Genomic DNA, 22,365 nt, shown 5'->3' with positions numbered 1-22,365 from the left:
AAAATTAATAATAAAGGTCTGGCAGTCGTTTAGGTTTATCGTATTAAGCGTTGTCAAATTCATTGTTATTTAATTTATAGTCATTTAAAAGGTAATGAAAGTTATAAATGATAGGCAATTTATATACCAATATTGCTTGTGACGCGTTCAGCTTCCCACAATTTTTAGAATATAAAGTTAAATTAAAAAAAATACATCTCCGTTATACAACCTAAATCAACGCCGACAGAGGCAATAATTTATGAATATTATCGACCAATTAGAACAAACGGTGACCTCAGCGGTGTTGGGTGGCTATAGTAATGACGACCATACTAATCAGGCTGATAATGGTAATGTGTCCCATGTCAGCTTATTAGAGCAGTTTTATGCCATTTTGGCGGCGCGTTTGGCGTTGCCACAAGTTTACTCGCAGTTACTGCGTGATGATCAGCCGATTGCTAATGAAAATATGATAGAGACGCCGTTATTTGAGCAGTTATGGCAAGCACCGAACGCGCGCCAAGTTATTATTCAAGAGCTTGCGGCTACTCATCATATTGATGAGCTCACCACCAAAAAGCTTATTATGAATGCTGCACCGCTGGTTTATCGTGAGCTCAAAATAATGGCAAATGGGCAGTTCTTGCCGGCATTTTTGCAAAGCCAGCAACCTACATTTCGCCATTATCTGCCGATATGGGCGGCACCAGTGATTACCGCGGCGCAACATGCTGAGGATGAATTGTTTAATGCTCAAAGCACGCTAACTGAGATAGCTGCTACGCCTGTTTTATTAAATAAGCATGATGCCACTGAAGCAAGTAGGACAAACCCTTCTGCGAACTTGATAACAGAGCCGAACACGGCAACAGAACTTGCTAATGAAAGTTTTGATAACAGTCTAAGTACAGCGGCTATCGATACAGGTGCTATCCACGCCAATCCCGCAGCCCATCATCTAGAAGAAAACAGCAGCCTAAAACGAGAAAAAGTACGTACCCGCAACCAACGCAATGATTTATTGATTCGGGTGTTTTTATTATTGGCGGCAATGGCAGCGATTGGGCTGGTATGGGCATTGTTAATTAGGCCTAATAACGCACCGCCTGTAGAGCCAGTGGTAACAGCGCCCACAGTTATACCACCTGTCGCTGAACCGCCAGCGCAAGTATCAACGCCCGTTGCGCTTATCGTTGGCGTCGATAATGGCGGCAATCTATATACTTGTAGCGCCTCTGTCGGTGATACCGCGCTCCAAAGTACGCTGCAACAAGCGCTTAATAGTAGCTTCGGTGAGCAGGCGGCGATGTGTCAGTTTACGGTGCAAGAAGGCGTGGCCAATAATATTGCCAATATGCCTATCGAGGCGCTACCCAATATTTTGACTTTATTAAGAGCGACTCCATTTGCTCGTTTACAGCTGCAAAATGACCGCATGACTTTGGAGGCGCCAGATAGTATGCAGCTGCAAAAATTGGCCACCGATATCCGTACTTTGGTACCGGCGATGATGGTTGATAGTAACGCGCCGCTACTACTACCTAATAATGATAGCGCTATGGGAGCAGCTGATATGGCGGCTATGAATGGCACCAATAATCAGTACGATGCGAATAGCAATATTAATGATAATGTTAACAGCAATAGTGATTACCAAGCAGCGGACGACGATACGGGGGATAGTGTGATGCCAGCGCCTAGCCGTAATAATGACTTTAATAATCCGCCGATGTATGACCAACCTAGCAATAACGCTGCTATGAATAACGACCGCCCAGCATCAAAGCAACCACCAGGCCCTTTCTCAGTATCGGAAGTCGATGATATGGCAAACAGTGTTATCGTGGCGGAGCCTGCTCAAGTCAGATGATAAATGGAATGTTTATAATAAACGCGTAGAAAATAAAAAGCTAAAAGGAGTGTAGTATCAATGATTGACGGCACTCCTTTTTTATTTGCCGCTAAATAAAGAGCATAAGAATAAAAAAGTATTATAGTGAATTAACTTTAAAAACAGATTTGGAAAAACAGATACAGTGCGACTGGGATGAATTTTTCGTAGCCTCTGTGATAACAGCAAGCAAGGAAAATTTATAGCAGTCGCCCATAACTATTAACGCATCGTTTTTATTTTGAACTGACTATACCTAAAACAGTGAATGCAAATTTCTATTTAACTTACCAACTACATTGAAAATTAAGCGATTAGCGGTTCATATGTTAGTAATTTGTACTTTCTGAGCATTGCAGTTACGAGTAACAACCGAAACATTACTTATCGTAGCAATTGCACAACAGCCTGTCGATTGTGAACACATACTTAATACTTTTATAATAACAAAAGTTGAATCTAGTTACGGCTGCTATCTAATACTATTAACTTAATATTAATCGCATGAGCTCATATTAAATAGCAGCCATAAAATATCAATATCAACGCTCTACTTTTTGAGAATGCACGCTATATAAAACAAGCCATTTAAAATAACAATTCATTGAGGAATGACATTATGGATATTATCAGTCACTTAACGCGGACGGTCAGTCCAGCAGTGCTAGGAGATGACCGCACTCCTGCTAAGAAAAATTTACTTGAACAGTTCTATGCTATTTTTGCCGCGCGCCTAGCCGATAACGATACCTATAATCGTTTTGCTAATGAAAATATCGCCCGTGATGATCAAGGGTTTTATGATCGGGTATGGACAGATGGCGCGCACCGTGACCAAATCGCTCGTGAGCTGGCTGGTAAACATAATGTTGACGCTACTGCTGCGCGCGGTTTAATTGCGATGGCCGCGCCACTGGCCTATCACGAAATCAAAAGCTTGGCAGGAACGACGCCTGTACCGCAGTTTTTAAATGACAATCTTGCCAGTTATCAGCATCATATCCCGGCATGGGCGAGTGCAATTTTACCTGCTGGTATGATTGCGGCTGCACCTGCTGGCGCTCGCGTGTCTGATACGGTCACTACCGCGCCCATCCACCGCGAAGAGGAAGAAAAAGGCAGCTTTATGAAAGCGCTGCTACCGATTATTGGCTTGATTATCTTGGGTGCGTTGGCGTGGGCGCTACTAAGAGGTTGCCAAGACAACCCTGAGCCAGTCGGCAAGCCTGTTGCTACCGAGCAGCAAGCCGTTAATGATGATGGGCAATCAGTGGTTGCTGCGGATATCGAACCTGCGTCATTGCGTATTGCGACTGGTGAAAACAGTGAGCTATACGCTTGCCGTATGAACGTTGGTAATGAGACGCTACAGGGCAATGTCATGGACGCTCTGACCGCTACATTTGGCGATGAAGCCAATAATTGCCGTGCGGATGTCGATGATAACTTCTCAATTGACATGCCTGCTGCCGCTCAGCTTGCGTCTATATTACCTATCGTCAAAAACGTACCGAATGCGAGCATGTTAATCAAAGGCGATACGATTACCGTTAATGCGCCTGACGCTGCGGCATTAGATAAATTGGTTGCAGATTTACAAGCGGCTGCGCCAGCGATGACCGTCAAGCCAGAAGCGCCATTAGATGCCCAAGCTGAGATTGATAATAGCTTAACAGCTTCTCAAGCAGCGATGGATAACCTTGGCCAAAATCCTGACCCTCAGGATGTGGCTCGTGCGCTCAGCCTACAAGTAGTGAATTTTGAAGTAGATAAAGCGGTGATTCCTGATGCCAATAAAGCGCTATTAGACCGCGCTGTAAAATTGATGGAACAAGTACCAGATATGAAGTTGATGATTATTGGTCATACTGACAAAACTGCTGATGCGGCTTACAATATGAAGCTGTCAGAAGAGCGCGCTCAATCTATGAAAGATTATTTGGTCGCGCAAGGCGTTGATCCAACTAAGCTGATGACTAAAGGTATGGGTGAGACTGATCCTATTGCTGAAAACGCCACTGAGCAAGGTCGTTTCCGTAACCGCCGTATTGAGTTTGTGGTCTATGATGAGACAGCAAATGCAAACGATGGCATGGCGATTAGTAACAGTGCCCTTGACCCGGACTTAAATCCATTAGACAGTGACAATGATGATTTAATGCCTGATGCTGATGATGCCAGTCGTGGTACGGCATTAGACCCACAAGCAAGTACCAGTAATTAGTATCATTTTAGACGCGCTGATGGATAACCAGTAAGCTTTAAATAAGACTTTAATAGCAAAAAAACCGCATCTTCATAAGGTGCGGTTTTTTATTCTGTTAAATCAATTTTTTTGTTAGCTGCATTATTTATAAGCAGTGGGGTCTTTTAAAACCGCTTGCACTTCTGTTTGAACCGGAAAGAAAGTCTGTAAAACGTTATCTTTTGCTTGTTGCCAATAATCAAACTGCTGGCATGTTGACTCAAGATTGCCCTGCCAAACAGGTATCTGTCCACACATGGTCTTGATACGTTTTTGGTCAGGATAGGGCAGCTCTTGTGCTGCTGCGGCAGCATCGTGAGCAGCAACGCGGTCATTACAGACCAAGGCAATATCGCAGCCTGCTTCAATCGCCGCTTTGACACGGGCGCTAACATCGCCTGCTGCTTGTGCGCCTGCCATCGATAAATCATCAGAAAATAACACCCCATCAAAATTAAGCTGATCACGAATGATGTCTTTGAGCCAAATTTTTGAAAATCCTGCGGGTTTATTATCGACTTGGGAGAAAATCACATGCGCTGGCATTAAGGCATCAAGCCAAGGTAGTGTCTGCGCAAAAGGCTGCATATCACTATTCATAATCTCATCTAAGCTACGCGTATCGATGGCTTCTGCCACATGTGAATCAGGGGCGATGGCACCATGGCCGGGAAAGTGCTTACCGGTGGTCGCCATACCGGCGTCTTTCATGCCGCGCATAAACTGGCTGGCTAGGGCAATAATCGCTTGCGGCTCATGATGAAAGCTACGGTCGCCGATGACTTGGCTGATACCATCTCTATCGAGCACGGGCGCAAAACTTAAATCAATGCCGACTGCCAATACTTCGGCCGCCATCAAATAACCGCAGTCGTAAGCAAGGCTCAGGGCGCGGTTAGGGTCTTGATTAAATAACTCACCAAGTCTGCCCATCGCGGGCAATGGGGTAAAACCGTTACGTAATCTAGCAACGCGCCCACCTTCTTGATCAACGCCAATCAATATATCGGCATTGTGATAGCGTATATCGTCACATAAGGAGCGCACTTGCGCCGCGTCTGCCACATTACGGGCAAATAATATGACCCCGCCGACTTGTGCTTGTTTGATTAAACTGACATCTTCAGCGGTCAGTGCGGTACTATCGATATCAATCATTAAGACGCCGTACATTGCGTGATCCTTATTAGGCTATACCTTGTTATATTATCGTTTATGGTCAAAAACATTTAAGCTCAAAGAAGCTCTAAGCCATGAGCTGCATGATTTATCGTCATTATTCGCTATCGCTGTTCATTGCCATGTTGGTTATATTATGACAGTTATTATAAGATGAGCATAATGTCGCGGCTTAATTGATTTAAAACAGTTATGTTGATGAGCTAATGAGTATTTATTTAGTTAGAGCAATAAATAGGTTTGATAGAAAGTTCGTTCGTTGGCTCATAAGACACAGCGCCACAGCGCCATGGCGGGTAAGATTATTTATACAGTTTGAGACAGCAGCGTATTTATAGCCATGCTAGTATTGATTGATTTTTTAACGATAAAACTAAAATAACTATCATGTGTTTGCGCGCTTTTAATGCTAGCGTATCGCATGGTTTAATGGTAAATATAATACAGTTAAAAACAGTCAGATTTGTGGATAGCCGTTTATTAGATAACTTTTAATATGAATAACAACTAAGCATATTTTGCATACTTTTCACTTAAAATAATTAGGTATATATGATGAAAAAACAACCAGCACAGTGGTTACTCAGTGCAGCGTCAATGGGTATCGCTGGTCTTATTCTTACCCAAAGCTATGGCACCGCAGTAGCTGATAGCAATACTGAAGGCTTTAAAGCCACTCCTGAGCAACAGGTCACCACCCGTCAGGTAGCGGCATTGCTAGATCGTAGCCATTATCTCAATCAGCCGCTCGATAGTGCAACGGGTAGTGAGATTCTATCCATGTATATCGATAGCCTTGACCCAAACCATACCTTGTTTTTGCAATCTGATGTCGATGAATTTAAGAAAAAATATGCCGATGAATTTGGTGCCCGCTTAAAACGCGGCGACTTATCTGCTGGCGTAGAAGTTTTTGAGCGCTATCGTAAACGCTCTAATGAATACTTCGCCATGGCAAAGAAGCTGCTAAACACAAATCTTGATTTGACCAGTAAAGATAGCATTGTACTTGACCGCGAAAAGCTGAGTCATTTTAAAACCAAAAAAGAGCAGCGTGATTATTGGACGCGTCAGTTAAAGTTTCAGCTGATGAGTATTACTTTGGGTCAAGAAGATGAAAAGGCGAAAGAAAAAGTCTTTTTAGACAATCCTGATATCACGCGCGGACAAGATTTGGTGCGTAATGATGAGCGCACGCCAAGTGAGATTTTGCTCAATCGTTTATCACGCCAGCAAGAGCAGTTTACCCGTCTAAAAAACGACGAAATCATGGAAACCATCTTGAATACGGCGATGCTAACTTATGATCCGCACAGTAATTATTATGCGCCGATTCAAGCCAATGAGCTGCAAATTCAGTCCAGTTTACAATTAGAAGGCATTGGGGTTTCTATTCGCCCTGACCGTAAAAACCCAGACTATACTCGCATTGTGACCTTGGTAGACGGTGGTCCAGCGGCAAAATCAGGTCAGATTAAACCCAATGATTTGATTATCGGTATCGCCAAAGACGGCGAAACCATGACCGATGTGGTCGGCTGGTCAACGCGTGAAATTGTCGGTTTGATTCGTGGTAAGCGCGGCACTTCAGTGACTATTAAAGTACGTCAACCGAACACCCCAGACGCTAGCGCCCGTAACGTAACCGTAGTTCGCGATATTATTCAACAAGAAGAGTCTGGCGTCACCCAGCGCGTCGTTGAAGTTCAGCGCCCTAATATCGATAAAACGCCCAAACGTATCGGCGTCCTTGAGATACCAAGTTTTTATCTCAACTATCGCGCCCGTCGTAACGGCGAAGAGTACCGTAGCGTCAGTGTCGATACAGAAAAAGCTCTTAAAGAGTTGAATAAAAAAAATATCGACGGTCTAGTGGTTGATTTACGTAACAATCCAGGCGGCTCGCTCGATGAAGTTGCCAAGATGCTTGGCTTCTTTATCAAGAGCGGTCCGCTGGTCCAGATTCGCGACAATCGCGGCAATATCCAAGTCTATCGTGATGACGATGGCGGCGAGCAGTTATATGATGGCAAGATGGTCGTTATTACTAACTTAGCATCGGCATCTGCCAGTGAGATTTTTGCCGCAGCGATTCAGGATTATGGTCGTGGCCTAGTTGTCGGTAGTACAACGACTGGTAAAGGCTCGGCGCAAATTCAATTAGATAGCTTAGCTTTGGGTTCAGCGACCTTAACGCAGCGTAAATTCTATCGTATCACCGGTGGTAGTACGCAAAATAAAGGCGTAGTACCTGATGTTGAATTGGTCAATATCTATGATGATGCGACCTTTGGCGAGCGCGCACAGAAAAAAGCTTTGCCGTGGGATACCATTAAAACCGCGCCTTATAAGCCTGAAGGTAAATTTTCTGCCAATACGTTAGCGACGCTAAACCAGCAATCAAAAATCCGTCAGCAGAAAAACCCGCAGTTTGTTTATTTATCAACGCTAAACGATATTCGCAATATGGAAGATGAGAAAAAACCAATTCCTCTTGATATCAATAGCCGCCGTGCCAAGATGCAGCTGATAGAGAAGCGTTCATTGGAAGCTGAAAATAAGCGCCTTATCGCAACAGGTGAGCGTCCTTATGCCAATTGGAATACTTATCAAGCCGCGATGGATGCAAAATTTGAAGAGCGCAGTCAGATGAAAGAAAGTGAGCGCCCTGAGCTACCTGAAGACGAAGCCTTTATTAATGAAGCCGCTTATATCATGCTCAGCGCTGATGCAAAAGTACTCGCTAGCCCAGAAGAAAAGTTATAGTAAATAGTATTCTTTAGGCTATCTCTGTTATCACTAAAAATGCGTGTAAGCATATGCTTACACGCATTGACGTTTAGACCTCTTACTAACCTTGGGTCAATCTGCGATTATAACTGTACGGCACGATTGAACGAAAAGGTTCATAGGTACTAGGGATTGGTATCTTAAAGGTCGCATCAGGGATAGGTGGTTTGCTGATTAGGGATGATAAGGCTGGAAGCCTGAACGTTATAAGATGCTCCGGGATTAAGTATCTAATAACATTAACATGGATGGTTAGTGATAAAAGCCGCATAATGCTTGTCGTTATGCGGCTTTGTTACGTCTGCAATCTCGATAATGCTTGTAAGAATAGTCTTTTCAGAAAACTTGTATGACAAAAATTTGTTAAAATCAGCTTACAAAAAAGGTCAGTAGATTGCTCTACTGACCTTTTTTAGTTAGACGAAAACACCATCGTTCATAACTAAGTATTCGTCTAACTATGTTAAGCATACTAACGATGGTACGCTAAACTCAAAAAGAGATTAGTGCTCAACGCCACCAGCGCCATGGATATGGCCATGGTTTAATTCGTCTTCAGTTGCTGCACGTACTTCTTGGATTTCAACGTCAAACGTCAAACGCTTACCAGCCAATGGATGGTTTGCATCAACAGTCACTTCTTTGTCGTTTACATCAGTAACGGTCACTAGCATAACTTGACCGCCAGCTTCTGACTGAAATTGCATACCAGGCTGGATATCTTCAACGCCTTGGAAGTTTTCACGTGGTACATGTTGTACCGCTTGTTCTTGGTATTCGCCGTAACCATCAGCAGGCTCTACAACGGCATTGACTCTTTCGCCAGCAGATTTGCCTTCTAGTTGTTGCTCAAGACCTGGGATGATGTTGCTATGGCCATGCAAATAAGCAAGCGGTTGACCTTCTGGAGACTGGTCAAGGATGTTACCTTCGTCGTCTTTTAGAGTGTAGTTGAACTTGACGGCAGTGTCTTTTGCGATAGTAGTCATAAATTATCCTAAATATGTCGATATTAAAATTTAAATACGGTTGGAATAAACCTAAAAAAGCCAATCAGCCAGCCAAATAGCCACGTCATTAGTCAATTATCATCAGTTTATTAGGGTAACTTTAGCAGTTAGCATCTTTAATTGCGATGCCTCCCATCGGTTTCAAGGTTAAAAGCATAAAAAATGCCAATTAATCGGCGAATTAATGTAAATAAATATGATTTTTACGCTCTTTAGCGATTTCTTCTCTCTTTAATATAAGTAGCGTAAGGTTTGCCAGTTGCGTTTTTGCATAATGACTCCTACCATAGAGACGAGCATAACAATAATAATAGTAGCGAATAAATAGTAATGACTAATAATAGTGACGATTATAAGGATAAGAAACAATTATGACTGCATCTTCTCAAGCTTTGCCTAATAGTACTTTGAGCAGCACTCTAAATCAGCAAACCGCTCCTATCTCTTACCAATTCGACTTTACACGCTTTTTAGAGCATTTGGTCGATGTAGCGCTGACCTTTACCGCTGATACTGACGCGCCAAGTTTGTGGTTGCCAGCATGGATACCGGGTAGTTATTTGATGCGCGAATTTGCCCGTAATATCACCGCGGTGCACTATGAGATTTTAGATAGCCAAACTCTAAACAATCAAACATTAGATAGTCAACTCACGGACATTGATAAAAAAACAAACACGTACCGCGCGCAAAAAATAGATAAAAATACTTGGCAGCTGCCACAAGTGCGCGCAGGGCAGAGCATACATGTCCATTATGAAGTGTATTGTTATGATTTATCCGTACGTACTGCGTATGTAGACCAGCAGCGTTTATATGGCAATTTTACCTCGCTCGCTTTAGCGATTGAAGGACAAGAGCAAAAAGCGGTAGAGGTTGATTTAATCGTGCCAGCGGTATTTTTAGCCGACAAAGATGCCAGTCATGTGCGCTTGGCCTGTGGACTTGAGGCAGTACAATCACAAGGTGATAAACAGCGAATATATACTCTACAAGCAGACAGCTATCACGAGCTTATCGATTATCCGTTTGAGATTGCTGAACAAGATAGCTTTGATTTTATTATTCAAGATGATAAGCACCAGACGATTGGCCATCATTTTTATCTTGCCGGTAAGCATAGCGCCAATATGGGACGCTTGCAGCAAGACGTCACTCAAATCTGTCAAACTTATCTAGATTGGCTCGGCGATGCGCCATTTAATGATTACACCTTTATGACCTTTGCCAGTGGTCAGGATTACGGTGGTCTGGAGCATATCAATTCGACCAGTTTGATTACCCCGCGTCGCGATTTGCCCAATGCTGATGAGCCAAAAGTACCAAGTACCGATTATCAACGCTTTTTGGGCTTATGCAGCCATGAATACTTTCATGCGTGGTGGGTGAAAACTGTCCGTCCAGATGTGATGTTGGATGTGGATTTGCGCCGCGAAGCCTTTACGCCATTGCTATGGGTGTTTGAAGGTTTTACCTCTTATATCGATGATTTTATTTTGCAAGCGTCAGGCGTCATTGATAAGGCAAGCTATCTTAAATTACTCGACGAACAAATCAATCGCTATTACCAAACCCCTGGGCGCGCGCATCAAAGCGTTGCCGAGTCGAGCTTTGACGCTTGGATTAAGCTCTATCGCAACGATGAAAACACTGGTAATGCAGGTATCAGCTATTACAATAAAGGTGCTTTGGTGGCGTTATGCTTAGATTTAACCTTACTAGAAAAAAGCGCTGGTCGTTATCGTTTGTTTGATGTCGTCAAAGCGTTTTATAGTCAAGCAAAGCAAAGTGATAATAAGCGCATCGGTATCAGTAGTGCTGATATGGGGGCAGTTATCGGGCAGTTTATGCCATTAGCCGATTGGGAAGAGTTTGAGCGCCGTTATGTTAATGGCGTTGAAGAGCTGCCCCTAGAGGCGCTGCTCACAGCAAATGGTATTAAAATCTACCCTAATACCAAAGAGACTGCGGATAAACATGTGCCATGGGGCATGCGCTGTAGTGAGACGCCACTGGGTCTTAAGGTTAATCGCGTGACACGTGACAGTATCGCTGCTAAGGCTGGCATTTCAGCCCATGATGTCGTCGTCGCAATCGATGGTATCAAAGCAGACACTAAGCAATTAGCAACGCTTAGTAAGGCCACGCGCGCTGTGGAATGCCATTTATTTCGCCGTGATGAGCTGATGACGGTGAAAGTTTTGCCTAAATCTGATTTCGCTGATAAAGACGCGTATGACGATAATGAAAAAGCATTTCCGCATAGCGTCAGCTTACGTTTAGCAAGGACTAGTACCGACTGCGAAGACGATGGTGAATATGCAGACTATGCAAATACTGAAAACGCTTGGCTTAATGCGATAGCGCGCTATAAAAATTAATAGCTAGAGTAGCTAGGCAGGTTAAAAGCGATTAGACATTTAGATATTAAAAAACCCTTGCTAAGTGACGCAGCTTAGCAAGGGTTTTATGTTTTTAAGGCTTAAAGCGTTATCAGCAAAAATTAGGTAAAAATGTTACTGCCCTAAATATTTACCCTTAAGATTTAGTATTCTCTTTAATCTCTTTTTCATCTTCAGTAACGGCTTCAGCATTATCATTAACCGTCGCCTGACTAACTTTATGAGCCGTAATCCAATTTTGCATCAGCGCAATCTCAGGCTGCTGAGCATCGATAATGTCTTGGGCTAACTTGCGCATCTCTTCATCCGTACCGTATTGAAGCTGTACTTTTGCCATATCTACGGCGCCAATATGATGCGGCAGCATACCGCGCGCAAAGGCCATATCAGCCTCAGGTTCGGCAATACCAAGCATCATATCACTATGCATGGTATTCATCCCTTTAGCATAAGCCGCTTGCATGGCCTCGGTATTGGGTTTGGGTTTGGGCGCATCAGGGTGGCTAGCCAGCCATTTATTCATGATATCGATTTCAATTTGCTGTGAGTCGATAATGTCTTGGGCAAGTTTGCGCATGGTCTCATCGGTCCCATACTTCAGCTCAATCTTTGCCATATCGACCGCGCCGCGATGGTGACCGAGCATCCCTTTGGCAAAGGCGGTATCGGGATCGTTATAACCCATACCAACCATCATCTCATTATGCATACTGGTCATCGACTTCGTATAGTCTTTTAGCATGTCGGTCATTTGTGCTTCGTCTACTACATCGCCACTCTCAGACATATCATGGCCAGCATGGGCGTCCATATCGTCAGCCGCTTCAGACGGCTCAGTCGTGGTTGTTATTGCTTCTTCTGCCGGTATTACCTCGGTATCCTCTGTTGCGGGCTGGCAAGCACTCAGCAGCAACGCCGCAGAGATACTAGTGGCAAACAAGGTAAAACGACGAGAAGCAATCATGATATATCCTTACTATCAATAAAAAATAACAAACCAGACAAACAATAAGCAAGCTGCAGGCGATATCCGCTATATTAAATACAGATATCGCCCAAAGATAACATGGTTTTGTAGCTTAGCAGATAAACCTTGCTCATTCGAGACGCTATGTTTAACAAGTCGTAATATCTTTAACAAGCTCAATAGCAAAATTGATTAATAGGTACTTGAAGTGAGTAGGCATTAACAAGCTATAAGGCTAAATACCTTATTAACACCCCTAATCAATAACGCCTAATTGCTGACAACGCTCACGACTTAAATGAATACGCACAAATTCACCAACGCCAAGCGACCCAAGCTCGAATCCAGCCACTGACCAACGAATAAGACGCAAGCAAGGTAAGCCTACATGCGCGGTCATACGCCTGACTTGGCGATTTTTACCTTCATAGATGGTCAGCATAAGCCATGAAGTCGGCACACTTTTGCGCTCACGAATAGGTGGATCGCGTTGCCATAGCGCAATCGGTAAATCCGCTTCATCAACCAGTAGCGCCGTTGCCGGTAAGGTTTTGCCATCTTTTAACTGGACTCCAGCAGCCAATTGCTTTAGTTGGTCAGCACTTACCAGACCTTCTACTTGTACCAAATAAGTCTTACCTTGTTTTTGCTTATTTTGCGCAAAATTCTTGGCAGCAGGCGGCTGGGTAATGGCTTTATTAACCCGTCCGTCACTGGTCAAAATCAGCAAGCCTTCTGAGGTGGCATCCAGTCGACCGGCAACACGTAGGGATTTATCGGTGAAATACTGCGATAGGGTACTGTGGTCATTATTGCTGTCATCACGAAATTGACTTTGTACTCCGTAAGGCTTGTTGAATAGAATCAGGCTGGAGGTCGACATAAAATAGCGTTTCCCGAAGATAAAAAACTGAATGTAGGGTAAATAGAAGTAGTATTAAAAGAGTAAGCTTCTGATACAACATGAGCATAATGTAAGGCTGTTCTTATAATTATCAATAACCATGTTATGATTGTGGTATTTATCATAATGATAACTAAAAATGGCTCATGCAAAACAAAAATCATCAAGCAGGCTTTATCTTAGTACAATGGCTAAGGCAGCTTTCAGTTTTTTGTATGACTTAATTCGCAAAATCTGAAAAATTTCATGAATTTTTTATAAAGTTTTTTTGTCATTTTACTTATTGTAATAACATCTGATTTTGTCGATAAATGACCAAGCAATTTTTGCAGTAGCTTTGATTTTTTCCATGATTATTAAAATAAGTGTTAATCACATCATCAACAATATCTTTAAATATTACTCTTAAAACTATTATACATCACCTCGCCAAGCATGTCGGCTTAGCTATATTCTACTGAGTACGTTCTGCGCAATATGTACTGCTCAGCATGTTCTGCTCAAATAATTAGCGTTTAACTCGCTACGCTGCTGCTTAGCTAAAGCCAAAAGCAAAACATAAATAGCTAGCGAAGATAACGGAATGCCAATGATGCCATGATGCCAACGATGCTTGAGCTATCTACTATAAAAATACAATCAAGGAGTTTGACCCATGCCATATGAAAAGGTAATCGTCCCAAGAGACGGCGAAAAAGTAACCGTTAATGCTGATTTAACCCTAAACGTACCCAATCATCCAATTATTCCCTTTATCGAAGGTGATGGTATCGGTGTGGATATCACACCGGTGATGATTAAAGTCGTCGATGCCGCGGTATCAAAAGCCTATCAAGGCAAAAAGTCCATCGTTTGGATGGAAGTATATTGCGGCGAAAAAGCGTCGAAAATTTATGATGGCGAATATCTACCGACCGAAACGCTCGAGGTTCTGCGCGAATACGTGGTGAGTATCAAAGGTCCATTGACCACGCCAGTTGGCGGCGGTATGCGTTCGCTAAACGTCGCGCTACGTCAAGAGCTTGACCTATACGTCTGTCAGCGTCCAGTACGTTGGTTTGAAGGTGTGCCAAGCCCTGTGCATAGCCCAGAATTGACAGATATGGTGATTTTCCGTGAAAACTCAGAAGATATCTATGCGGGTATCGAGTGGAAAGCGGGCAGTGATGATGCCAAAAAAGTCATCAAGTTTTTGAAAGAAGAGATGGGCGTGACCAAAATCCGTTTTTCCGATGACTGTGGTATCGGTATTAAGCCTGTATCAAAAGAGGGCTCGCAGCGTTTGGTGCGTAAAGCTATTCAACATGCTATCGATAATGACTTACCGAGTGTCACCCTCGTGCACAAAGGTAATATCATGAAATTTACAGAAGGCGCGTTTAAAGAATGGGGCTATGAGCTTGCCGCTGAGCGTTTCGGTGCTGAATTGCTCGATGGCGGTCCTTGGATGACGATAAAAAATCCAAAAACGGGTAATGAAATTATCATTAAAGACGTCATCGCTGATGCTTTTTTACAGCAAATCTTAATGCGTCCTGCTGATTATTCGGTTATCGCAACGTTAAACTTAAACGGTGATTATATTTCTGATGCGCTGGCCGCAGAAGTGGGTGGTATCGGTATCGCACCGGGTGCCAATAAAGGCGGGTCAATCTCTGTCTATGAAGCAACTCATGGTACAGCGCCTAAATATGCCGGTCAAGATAAGGTCAATCCCGGTTCATTGATTTTATCTGCTGAAATGATGCTACGTGATATGGGTTGGACAGAAGCTGCCGACCTTGTGATTGATGGTATCAAAGGGGCGATTAAAAATAAAACCGTGACTTATGACTTTGAGCGTTTGATGCCAGATGCTGTTTTGCTCAGCAGCTCTGAGTTCGGTCAAGCCATTATTAAACATATGGATGCTTAACTGGCTAATAAGTTAAGAAACTTTGGTTAGCTGAGTTTTACCCAGTTATATTTTAAAAAGCCATCTACTGCGACGTAGGTGGCTTTTTTATGGTTGCTTATTTATTTAGCCATAAAAAACACCCCAAAAGTCTAGACCTTTGGGGTGTTTGATTCATGCTGACTTAGCAACGTTTACTAAGTCAGTTTAGAGCCATTTATTCAGTTTAGAGCCAGTTACAACGAAGCAATAGTCTCGTTGAATAAGGCACTTGGACGCATGGCTTTTTCAGCTAAAGCTTCATCTGCCAAGTAGTAGCCTTTTAGATCCATAGGCTTGCCCTGAACCGCATTCATCTGTTCAATGATAGCCGCTTCATTGCTTTCAAGCTTTTGTGCCAATGGCGCAAATTGTGCTTTTAGCTCGCTATTCTCATCTTGTGCTGCCAGCTCTTGAGCCCAGTACATAGCCAGATAGAAATGGCTACCACGGTTATCTAGCTCACCAGTTTTACGTGAAGGCGATTTGTCATTTAACAGCAGCGTTTCAGTGGCTCTATCAAGCGTATCGGCCAATACTTTAGCTTTGGCATTGCCGTCGTTTTTAGCTAAATGCTCTAACGACTCAGTCAAGGCTAAGAACTCACCGAGAGAATCCCAACGTAGATGGTTTTCTTCAAGCAATTGTTGCACGTGCTTCGGTGCTGAACCACCTGCGCCTGTTTCAAACAAACCGCCGCCCTTCATTAGTGGGACAACTGATAGCATTTTAGCACTGGTACCCAATTCTAAAATCGGGAACAAGTCAGTTAGGTAATCACGTAAAATATTACCGGTAGCAGAAATGGTATCTAGACCGCGAGCAACGCGCTCTAAGGTATAACGCATCGCACGAACTTGAGACATGATTTCGATATGTAGACCGTCAGTGTCATGATCTTTTAAGTAGGTTTGTACTTTTTTGATCAGCTCGTTCTCATGTGGACGGTAAGGGTCTAACCAAAAGATAACTGGCGTATCTGATTCGCGAGCGCGGCGTACGGCAAGCTTCACCCAATCTTGAATTGGCTCGTCTTTGACCTGACACATGCGCCAGATATCACCTTTCTCAACACGCTGCTCAAGCAATACTTCATTAGTTTCTTCGTCAACGATACGAGCTATGCCCGAATCACTTGCTTCGAAGGTTTTATCGTGCGAACCATACTCTTCTGCTTTTTGCGCCATCAAGCCAACGTTAGGTACGGTACCCATCGTGGTTGGGTCAAAGTTGCCATGCCATTTACAGAAATTAATCATTTCTTGGTAAATACGCGCAAAAGTAGACTCAGGCATGACTGCTTTACAGTCATACATTTTGCCATCAGCGCCCCACATTTTACCGCCTGAGCGGATCATAGCAGGCATAGAAGCATCGACAATCACATCACTTGGTGAATGGAAGTTGGTGATACCTTTTGATGAATCAACCATCGCTAAACGTGGACGATGTACTTGGCAAGCATGTAAATCGCGCTCAATCTCTTCGCGTAAGCTGGCTGGTAATTCGGCAATTTTTTCGTACAAACTTGCCATGCCGTTATTGACGTTAATACCTAACTGGTCAAATAACGCGCCATGCTTATTAAAGGCATCTTTATAATAGGTTTTAACCGCGTGTCCAAAGACGATAGGGTGCGAGACCTTCATCATAGTGGCTTTTACGTGTAGTGAAAATAAGATACCAGCTTCACGGCAATCTTCCATTTCACGCTCATAAAATTCAAGCAGCGCTTTTTTGCTCATAAACATCAAGTCGATGACTTCTTTATCGAGCAAAGCAATACCTGATTTGAAAACATTAACCGTGCCGTCTTCAGCCACGCGCTCCATACGTACGGTGCGGGCTTTATCTAAGGTAATCGATTGCTCGCCGTCATAGAAGTCGCCACTGTGCATGTGTGAAACGTGCGTTTGTGACCATTGCTTCCACTCACCCATAGAATGCGGGTGCTTACGGGCGTAGTTTTTCACTGCTTTTGGCGCACGGCGGTCTGAGTTACCTTCACGTATGACAGGGTTTACAGAGCTGCCTAGGCTTTTACCATAGCGACGACGGATTTCTTCTTCTTCTTCCGTTTGCGGCTCATCTGGAAAGTTAGGAATCGCGTAGCCTTTGCTTTGTATCTCTTTAATTGCTGCTTTTAATTGCCCCACAGAGGCACTGATATTTGGCAATTTGATGATATTGGCGTTTGGATCTTGGGTTAATTGACCAAGCGCAGCTAAGTTATTAGGAACGCGCTGCTCTTCCGTTAAATATTCTGGAAATTCAGCCAACACACGCGCTGCAACAGAGATATCACTGGTTTCGACTTCGATGCCTGCTGTTTGGGTAAATGCTTTTACAATAGGCAAGAATGATAAGGTTGCAAGCGCTGGGGCTTCGTCAGTTTTTGTATAAATAATTTTTGACATGTTAGTAGAGTATTCCTTGTTGTCATTAATGAGGCCAATAAAGCTGAGGTATTATTTAACAGCTCTATACAGCCTGCATACAATAATGGGCTACGGGTTGGTTCAAATACATCAAGTGTCGTCGTTTATTGCCATTCTAGAGTGTCAAGACTGCTAGAAAAATCTTTCATAAGCAGTGACTGACCTTTCTTAGGTTGGCCTTTGTTAAAAAATCGCTGTAGCAAGCACTTATTTTATTAAAGGTCATTATTCAAAGGTCATCTTGACCATTTACTTCAAAGCTCTCAGACTAAAATGGTCTGAAAATGTATGACTGACGCCATATTATAGTCGATCCACTATAAATTCGATATGATGTCAATCTTGTACATTGAACTAAGTATACTATTTTCGCTCATATCCTATGTATCTGAATTATATTAAGCTAGTAATAGCCTTATTCTACCAGTCATCAGCGTCGATATCATCTTTTGCAGACAATTTGCACGCTTTTAATACTATTTTCTGCACACATGAGCTTATTTCTGCAACAATGTGCTTGCTATAGTGATTATTATCCAATAAAGCGGTTCTTTCAAATAGCCATTTTTTAGCGTTTATTGCAGCCCAAACCAAATCTGTACTTAAGCTTAATTTTCAGCCATAAAAATAAAACAGTCATTAACAAATAAGCCATTTGGTCAGCTGCTTTGCTGACGATGGCTTTTTTTGTGCTGTTTTTTTTAAAACTTTTCGATAAAGGTGTTTCGACAAGAGTGTTTTAAGAGGACGTTTTAAATATAAACAAAGTGCTCTTTTTTTGAGGATTAGATAGTGAGTATTGGATAAATTGCTAAGTTTTTGCAAATTGTGACAGCAAAAGCATGGTAGTTTGATAGGCTAAACGCTAAAGAAAAATGGTCTAAGAAATAGCAGGGTGAGAGTGTGGTGATGATGAATTTGCAATATGCGTTACTCAGCGATAGCAGCTGGCAGCAATTGACTAACTGGCAGACGCCAGATACGCCTTTTATGTCGTTTGAGTTTTGGCAGGCGCTTAGTGATACGGGCGCAATCGGCGAAAAAGCCGGCTGGTTGCCGATTTATATCTTAATTCATCGCCCAAACGATATAGATGGTGATGCAATTGAGGAAGCATTATCTTCGACCAAGCTATCCTCATCAAAGCTATCTTCAGAACAAATAGGCCAACCGATTGCGGTCATGCCGGTTTTTATTAAAGGTCACCATCAAGGCGAGTTTGTCTTTGACCATGCGTGGGCACAAGCCTATGCACAGTATGGCCTCGATTATTATCCGCGTTTGGTGACCAGCGCACCTTATACACCCATTACTGGGCAACGTATGTGGCTAGCAGCGGGTGAGGTGCTAGATGCTGATATTTTAAAGGCAGCTATCGCAGGGGTTGACGATATCGCTCAGCAAGTGGAAGCGTCTGGCTGGCATGGCTTGTTTGTTACGCCTGAGATGGCGGCTATCGCTCATGCAGCGCTGCCGACTGATGTTGATATAGAAATGGCGCTTAACAGTCAAGCAAATGGGGTAGCGGCAAAACCGATTGAGTTACCGATACTGGAGCGCCAAGGCTGCCAGTTTTTATGGCAAAATAAGCATTTAAGTGAAGGTAGTCAGCCATTTACCGACTTCGAGGCGTTTTTGGCGACGCTAAGAGCCAAAAAACGTAAAACCATTCGTGCGGAAAGGCGCAAAGTCGCTGAGCAAGGTATTATATGCAAGCGTAAATGCGGTGATGCTATCACTGAGGCAGATTGGCAGACGTTTTATCATTGTTATGTAATGACCTATGCCGTGCGCGGGCAGCAGCCTTATCTCACACTAGACTTTTTCAAGAGATTGGCAGCAACCATGCCTGAGCATTTGATGCTCGCGCAAGCGCTTGATGCCAATGCTGATATTATCGCCAGCAGTTTATTTTTATACGATAAGCCTGATAGTAAAAATGCAACGCTGTATGGTCGTTATTGGGGCGCGCTTGGTGAGTATGATAGCCTGCACTTTGAGCTGTGTTATTATCAAGGTATCGAGTTCGCTATCGAGCAAGGTTTGACCTATTTTGACCCAGGCACCCAAGGTGAGCATAAATTAATTCGTGGTTTTATTCCGACCAAGACTTATTCTTTGCATCGCATTTACGATGCGCGTTTTGTCCCAGCGATTAGCGATTTTTGTGCCAAAGACCGACTGCATATGGGGCAATATCGGCAGCAAGCCTTTGCAGCATTGCCCTTTAATATTGATAATATGCCGACGTTTAATGACAATGATTCTTGATAACACTAATTAATGCTCGATAAATATTCTTTGGTAATCTTTACTCAATAACTTTCTATCTAATACTCTCCTATCAGCCGTAAACTATGACCCCTAATCTCTGTTGTTCTGACCCGTTCTCGCCTCCCTGTGAGCTATTAGATTTTCTCAATACGGAAGGTTCGCTCACTGCCATGCTTGAGGTAAAAGCGGGGCAGCCGTTACGTGTCGAGCGTAGCTTTGAGGGCTATCGGCTATTATCCTTGGCGCAAAAAAAGCAATTGGGTGTAAAAGGTGCGGCGCTGAGCCGTCCATTACTAGCGTGGGTACGCGAGGCGCAGTTATATGGCAATAATGAGCAGCCATGGGTGCAAGCACAAAGTATTTTCCCTTTACCAAGTTTAAAAGGGCGCGCCCGCCGTTTACAGCAATTGAAAAGCACACCGATTGGCTATGTATTATTTAAGCGCAGTCGTACCTTGCCCAATCAACGTTCTATCGAAAAAACGGCAGAGGGCTGGCAACGGCAGACGCTGTATGATTGGTATGGGCGTAAGATACTTATTAGTGAGACTTTTTTAGCAGCGTTTTTGTCTAGTGATGCTTGATGTCGATGCATGCATTAACTGATGTATCAATAAATAAAACAGTTACCTTACGAGTGGCTGTTTTTTATGGGCGACAAATAATTATTTGACTAACAAATCAAGCAAGACCTAGAAATAAGAAATATAAAACAATGATTTTATTGCGCATTTATTTGCTTGATAACCTCATTACGGCGTCATTTAAATCCTTCAGCTTTCCGTGAGGTTTTTTTGCGCTCACAGTACAAATTTTCATGTTACACTTAATCTTTAGCGATGATATCGATGCCTTTATCGTTCGATTTTATTGCCAATCTGGACAAGTTAATAACAGGTTAATTGCCTTTGCTTGCCCATTTTCACCTCCTTTTATTACTCGCCTCTTTTTAATGAGCACCACCATTAACGATAGCCACTACCTAGGACATCACTATGTTTAAAGATATTTCTATCAAAGAGTTTGATCCAGTACTTGCTGAAGCCATGGCCGCTGAAAGCGTTCGTCAAGAAAACCACATCGAGCTTATCGCTTCAGAAAACTACTGCTCACAAGCAGTGATGGAAGCACAAGGCACTGACCTAACCAATAAATACGCTGAAGGCTATCCTGGTAAGCGCTATTATGGTGGTTGTGAGCACGTCGATGTGGTTGAGCAATTGGCCATTGATCGTGCAAAAGAGTTGTTTGGTGCTGAGTACGTCAACGTCCAGCCACACTCAGGTAGCCAAGCGAACTCTGCTGTTTTCTTAGCATTATTAGACGCCAATGACACGGTACTAGGCATGAGCTTAGACGCAGGTGGTCACTTGACGCATGGCGCGCATATCAACTTCTCAGGTCTAAACTACAACGCCGTACAGTATGGTTTGGTTGAAGAAACTGGCCTTATCGATTATGACCAAGTTGATGCTCTTGCGCGTGAGCACAAGCCAAAGATGATTATTGCTGGTTTCTCAGCATATTCACAAGTGGTTGATTGGCAGCGTTTCCGTGACATCGCTGATGAAGTTGGCGCGTACTTGCTGGTTGATATGGCACACGTTGCTGGTTTGGTTGCTGGCGGTGTTTACCCAAGCCCAGTACCATTTGCGGATGTGGTCACGACTACAACGCACAAAACCCTACGTGGCCCACGCTCAGGTATGATTTTGGCTCGTGATGAGAAGCTTGCTAAAAAGTTAAACTCTGCGGTATTCCCAGGTAACCAAGGCGGTCCGTTGATGCACGTCATCGCGGCAAAAGCGGTTTGCTTTAAAGAAGCGTTAGAAGATAACTTCAAAACCTATCAGCAGCAAGTGGTTAAAAACGCCCAAGCGATGGCAAAAGTCATCCAAGAGCGTGGTTATGAAATCATCTCTGGTGGTACTGAAAACCATCTCATGCTGATCAGCCTAGTCAAGCAAGACATGACCGGTAAAGAAGCAGATAAATGGTTGGGTGATGCGCATATCACTGTCAATAAAAACGCCGTGCCAAACGATCCAAAATCTCCATTTGTGACTTCTGGTATCCGTATCGGTACGCCAGCGATTACTACTCGCGGTTTTAACGAAGCGCAAGCAAGTGATTTGGCAGGTTGGATTTGTGATGTATTAGATAGCCGTGGCGATGAAAAAGTCGCTGCTGAAGTACGCGGTAAAGTTGAAGCTATCTGTAAAGAGCTTCCTGTTTATGCTAAAAATCAGTAATTTCTGGTTCATTAGTTTTATAATTTAGAGATAAAAAAACCGCTTAGCTTTTGCTAGGCGGTTTTTTTGTTTCACAGCTATTTAAATCAGGGTTTAAC

The 22,365-nt window shown here is 43.2% G+C and carries 13 protein-coding genes; 8 read left to right on the top strand and 5 right to left on the bottom strand.

Annotation, left to right across the window (positions count from 1 at the left end; all coding sequences use genetic code 11):
- Nucleotides 1–241 precede the first annotated feature (241 nt).
- A complete protein-coding gene (locus tag ACP7AA_RS06630) occupies nt 242–1,852 on the top strand; it encodes a hypothetical protein (protein ID WP_426223024.1) in 1,611 nt (536 codons plus the stop codon).
- A gap of 640 nt (nt 1,853–2,492) precedes the next feature.
- On the top strand, nt 2,493–4,097 hold the full coding sequence (locus tag ACP7AA_RS06625; protein WP_201562335.1) for an OmpA family protein: 1,605 nt from the start codon (nt 2,493–2,495) through the stop codon (nt 4,095–4,097).
- Nucleotides 4,098–4,220: 123 nt separating this feature from the next.
- Here ACP7AA_RS06625 and nagZ read toward each other — a convergent pair whose 3' ends face one another.
- A complete protein-coding gene (gene nagZ / locus ACP7AA_RS06620) occupies nt 4,221–5,291 on the bottom strand; it encodes a beta-N-acetylhexosaminidase (RefSeq protein WP_426223023.1) in 1,071 nt (356 codons plus the stop codon).
- A gap of 561 nt (nt 5,292–5,852) precedes the next feature.
- Between nagZ and ACP7AA_RS06615 the strand changes: the two genes are divergently transcribed.
- Nucleotides 5,853–8,063 (top strand): carboxy terminal-processing peptidase, encoded by a 2,211-nt coding sequence (locus ACP7AA_RS06615; RefSeq protein WP_426223022.1) that lies wholly within the window; start codon nt 5,853–5,855, stop codon nt 8,061–8,063.
- A gap of 527 nt (nt 8,064–8,590) precedes the next feature.
- On the opposite strand, the gene ACP7AA_RS06610 is transcribed toward ACP7AA_RS06615, so the two are convergent.
- Entirely contained in the window at nt 8,591–9,076 is a 486-nt protein-coding gene (locus ACP7AA_RS06610; protein WP_149490575.1) for an FKBP-type peptidyl-prolyl cis-trans isomerase, read from the bottom strand.
- Nucleotides 9,077–9,468: 392 nt separating this feature from the next.
- On the opposite strand from ACP7AA_RS06610, the gene ACP7AA_RS06605 reads away from it, so the two are divergent.
- Entirely contained in the window at nt 9,469–11,478 is a 2,010-nt protein-coding gene (locus tag ACP7AA_RS06605; protein ID WP_426223021.1) for a M61 family metallopeptidase, read from the top strand.
- A gap of 157 nt (nt 11,479–11,635) precedes the next feature.
- Here ACP7AA_RS06605 and copM read toward each other — a convergent pair whose 3' ends face one another.
- Both copM and ACP7AA_RS06595 read right to left on the bottom strand, forming a co-directional pair.
- Nucleotides 11,636–12,463: a CopM family metallochaperone gene (gene copM / locus ACP7AA_RS06600; protein ID WP_426223020.1), complete on the bottom strand. Its 828-nt coding sequence runs from the start codon at nt 12,461–12,463 to the stop codon at nt 11,636–11,638.
- A 259-nt stretch (nt 12,464–12,722) separates the two neighbouring features.
- Complete coding sequence (locus tag ACP7AA_RS06595) at nt 12,723–13,349, bottom strand: pseudouridine synthase (protein ID WP_413500845.1); 627 nt, start codon at nt 13,347–13,349, stop codon at nt 12,723–12,725.
- Nucleotides 13,350–14,025: 676 nt separating this feature from the next.
- Here ACP7AA_RS06595 and icd point away from each other — a divergent pair.
- Nucleotides 14,026–15,285 (top strand): NADP-dependent isocitrate dehydrogenase, encoded by a 1,260-nt coding sequence (gene icd, locus ACP7AA_RS06590; protein ID WP_426223019.1) that lies wholly within the window; start codon nt 14,026–14,028, stop codon nt 15,283–15,285.
- A gap of 215 nt (nt 15,286–15,500) precedes the next feature.
- Here icd and ACP7AA_RS06585 read toward each other — a convergent pair whose 3' ends face one another.
- Nucleotides 15,501–17,720 (bottom strand): NADP-dependent isocitrate dehydrogenase, encoded by a 2,220-nt coding sequence (locus ACP7AA_RS06585; RefSeq protein ID WP_426223018.1) that lies wholly within the window; start codon nt 17,718–17,720, stop codon nt 15,501–15,503.
- A 933-nt stretch (nt 17,721–18,653) separates the two neighbouring features.
- Here ACP7AA_RS06585 and ACP7AA_RS06580 point away from each other — a divergent pair.
- From ACP7AA_RS06580 to glyA, 3 genes are all read left to right on the top strand, one after another.
- Nucleotides 18,654–20,012: a GNAT family N-acetyltransferase gene (locus ACP7AA_RS06580; RefSeq protein ID WP_426223271.1), complete on the top strand. Its 1,359-nt coding sequence runs from the start codon at nt 18,654–18,656 to the stop codon at nt 20,010–20,012.
- Nucleotides 20,013–20,098: 86 nt separating this feature from the next.
- The gene (locus tag ACP7AA_RS06575) at nt 20,099–20,599 is read left to right on the top strand and encodes a chorismate--pyruvate lyase family protein (RefSeq protein WP_426223017.1); all 501 of its coding nucleotides are present in this window, start codon (nt 20,099–20,101) and stop codon (nt 20,597–20,599) included.
- A 411-nt stretch (nt 20,600–21,010) separates the two neighbouring features.
- Nucleotides 21,011–22,267: a serine hydroxymethyltransferase gene (gene glyA / locus ACP7AA_RS06570; RefSeq protein ID WP_426223016.1), complete on the top strand. Its 1,257-nt coding sequence runs from the start codon at nt 21,011–21,013 to the stop codon at nt 22,265–22,267.
- Nucleotides 22,268–22,365 lie beyond the last annotated feature (98 nt).

It is taken from the genome of Psychrobacter sp. DWR1-2-3, from assembly GCF_049896465.1.
GTDB lineage: Bacteria > Pseudomonadota > Gammaproteobacteria > Pseudomonadales > Moraxellaceae > Psychrobacter > Psychrobacter maritimus.
Note: the sequence above shows the minus strand (reverse complement) of the source record. Positions and strands in the feature narration are given on the sequence as shown.